Here is a 547-nt window from a genome sequence, read left to right on the forward strand (position 1 = left end):
GGTAATGGATATGCTGGTATTTGCCATCCTTTCATTGCTAATCTATCTGCTAAATCATATAATGTCCACTCTACATTAGCATTATCAACTAATCTATAACATACTATTGGTAAATTTTCTCCATTATTATAAATTTTGAATAATCCTGTTTTCTCTATTTCATCAGATAAATACATAGCTACATCTTTTGTACGTTGATGTATTTGTCTATATCCTTCAAATCCAAGTCTTAAGAAGTTATAATATTGTCCTATTACTTGACTTGCTGATCTTGAGAAGTTTATTGCCATTGTTGGCATTGATCCTCCTAAGTAACTTACTTCAAATATTAATTCTTTTGGTAAGTACTCTTCATCTTTCCATATTACCCATCCTATACCTGGGTATACTAATCCATATTTATGTCCTGATGTACTTATTGATACTACATTTTTTAATCTAAAATCCCATTCCATATCTGGATCTATAAATGGTGTAAATAATCCACCTGATGCAGCATCTACATGTATTGGTACACTTATTTTTGCTGTTTTATTGTATTCTTCAA

1 protein-coding gene is annotated in these 547 nt (G+C 30.2%); it reads right to left on the reverse strand.

What is annotated here, in order from left to right; translation table 11 throughout:
• On the reverse strand, positions 1 to 547 hold a 547-nt coding region (locus RWY47_RS01200; protein WP_316030207.1), incomplete at both ends, for a pyridoxal-dependent decarboxylase.

Source organism: Paraclostridium sp. MRS3W1 (assembly GCF_032465715.1).
Lineage (GTDB): Bacteria > Bacillota > Clostridia > Peptostreptococcales > Peptostreptococcaceae > Paraclostridium > Paraclostridium dentum.